At 61.5% G+C, this 1,819-nt stretch carries 4 protein-coding genes; all 4 read right to left on the bottom strand.

Going from position 1 to position 1,819, the window contains the following annotated elements; translation table 11 throughout:
• Positions 1-282: 282 nt before the first annotated feature.
• Positions 283-405: a hypothetical protein gene (locus QZY03_RS28070; protein WP_295587038.1), complete on the bottom strand. Its 123-nt coding sequence runs from the start codon at positions 403-405 to the stop codon at positions 283-285.
• A 433-nt stretch (positions 406-838) separates the two neighbouring features.
• Positions 839-1,138 carry a hypothetical protein gene (locus QZY03_RS28065; protein ID WP_295587036.1) on the bottom strand — a complete coding sequence of 100 codons (300 nt, stop codon included), beginning with the start codon at positions 1,136-1,138 and terminating at the stop codon, positions 839-841.
• Complete coding sequence (locus QZY03_RS28060) at positions 1,135-1,440, bottom strand: hypothetical protein (protein ID WP_295587034.1); 306 nt, start codon at positions 1,438-1,440, stop codon at positions 1,135-1,137. Before QZY03_RS28060 ends, QZY03_RS28065 begins: the two co-directional genes overlap by 4 nt.
• Positions 1,437-1,601, bottom strand: coding sequence for a DnaB-like helicase C-terminal domain-containing protein (locus QZY03_RS28055; protein ID WP_295587032.1), 165 nt, complete (start codon positions 1,599-1,601; stop codon positions 1,437-1,439). The genes QZY03_RS28060 and QZY03_RS28055 overlap by 4 nt, the downstream gene beginning before the upstream one ends.
• Positions 1,602-1,819 lie beyond the last annotated feature (218 nt).

The raw sequence follows: 1,819 nt of genomic DNA, 5'->3' as shown, positions 1-1,819 counted from the left end.
TCAGAATGTCAGCCCCGCGCGCGCGGGGGCCGGGGGCTGTCGCTGCAAGGCCAGGGATTATCCGTAACAGTTACGGGTGATAGTCAAGGCATCAAACCGTTGGCGTGCCCTGGGTGGGCCGCTCAGCGGGTCAGGATCGGCCCCGGAATCCGCCCGGCCGCCAACCTCGAACCAGCCGCGGCGATCGGCGCCAGTGCCTTCGCGATGCTGGCCTTGAGGGTGTGCCCCGGACCGTGGGCAGGGACTCCATGGCGAACCGTCGGCGTGCCCTGGGTGGGCCGCTCAGCGGGTCAGGATCGGCCGCCCGGACAGGCGGATGTGAATCGCACGCGCCGGTTGCGCGGGGGATTCATCCTTGTCGGTCAGCAGTTCGAGTGCTGCGCGGATGCTGGGGGAATTTTCCAAATACGAACCGCGGTTCGTATTTGATGCGACGCGTCGGGCAAGGGGTCATCGGCTCGCCCCGTAGCTGCGCTGAATGGTGATTGTGGTCTCGCCAGGATCGACTGCCCGAATAGGCGGATGCGAATCGCACGCGCCGGTTGATAGGCAACCACTATCGGGCATGGGCGTTGCTTTGTTCGGCCAAGTCGTTGTCTTGCAGAAGGCGCAATTCCTGTGCCTGATAGGCGGTCCCGATCAATCGCCTCGGCTCCGGTCAGCGTGTACCGCCCTGGGGCCGGTCAGGGGGGGTGCAGGAATTGCACCCCGTGCGTACGGTGGTAAGTCTTGGCGGCTTAATTTTCAGCCGCGAGAGGGTGCGCCACGATGGCGCGCGAGCGGTGGCCGGTCAGTCCATGGCGAACCGTCGGCGTGCCCTGGGTGTCGGCGGTGTTGCTCATGGCGGGTCATCCGAAAAGATCCAGTCTACGAAGTCCTGGTCATACGGCACGCTTTCAGTGGTAGGAGTCGGCGGATACCACAGCCGCATCCAATCGGGTAATGGTCCATGGCGGTGATGAAACCAAGCGAGCAATGCGGGCTTGTGGGCTTCGATTTCGGCACGCATCAACTCGTCAATCTCGTGTTCGGCGCGGATGTAGAGCAAGTCATGGTCAAGCTCGTCAACCAACAGAAGGATGCCGTTGTCATGCAGCCAGCGCACATAGAGTGGAGCGTGAAAAGCGGGGGTTTTCATGGCGTGCCCTCCAGGGCCTCGATCAGCTTGAAGGCGTCGTACCGCTCCCGTGGGATGGCGAGCAACCCCTGTGCACCGAGCGGCGAGCGGTAGGCCAGCAGGACGTTTTCACGGGCCAGTTCCAGGGACAGAACGCCAGCATTCACGGCCGCCCGAGCATCTGCCAGCCCCCACCACGCGGTTACGCGCTCCGGTAGTGCGACGGCACGGCTCTTGGTCTGGATCGCGTAGAGGGCCGGAGAAGCGGCTACAGGGCCGGTCTCGATCAGGTGAGGACATCCGCGGCGAGACGGGTCAATCATGGGCGGCGCTCCAGGCTCTCAAACCGCGTCAACTCCCCAAGGAACGCAACCCGCACGATGCCTACGGGGCCGTTGCGTTGCTTCCCGATGATGATTTCCGCCATGCCCTGGTCGGCGCTCCCCTCGTTGTGCATTTCATCTCGGTAGAGCAATAAGTACATCAATATATTCGCTATGAGCGCTTAATTATTTATCTTTCTTTTAAATCAATGCTTTGCAATTATTGGCGCCTACAAATATTTCACTTGAAGTACTTAAACCGCGCCAAGCGCGAGATACGTAATTTCTGTGATACGTTGCATCCCGTGCCGAGCCCCCTGTGTCGGCCAGACCGGCCCCCGATACCAGAAGCACGCAGCGTTTATGCTTAAGCTCGATC

Source organism: uncultured Lamprocystis sp. (genome assembly GCF_903933125.1).
Classification (GTDB): domain Bacteria; phylum Pseudomonadota; class Gammaproteobacteria; order Chromatiales; family Chromatiaceae; genus Thiodictyon.
This window is presented reverse-complemented; position numbering and strand designations above follow the sequence as displayed.

Excerpts from the sequence above, each read along its gene's own strand:
- QZY03_RS28065 (WP_295587036.1), bottom strand. The coding sequence starts at position 1,138 with ATGAAAACCCCCGCTTTTCACGCTCCACTCTATGTGCGCTGGCTGCAT.
- QZY03_RS28060 (WP_295587034.1), bottom strand. The coding sequence starts at position 1,440 with ATGATTGACCCGTCTCGCCGCGGATGTCCTCACCTGATCGAGACCGGC.
- QZY03_RS28055 (WP_295587032.1), bottom strand. The coding sequence starts at position 1,601 with ATGTACTTATTGCTCTACCGAGATGAAATGCACAACGAGGGGAGCGCC.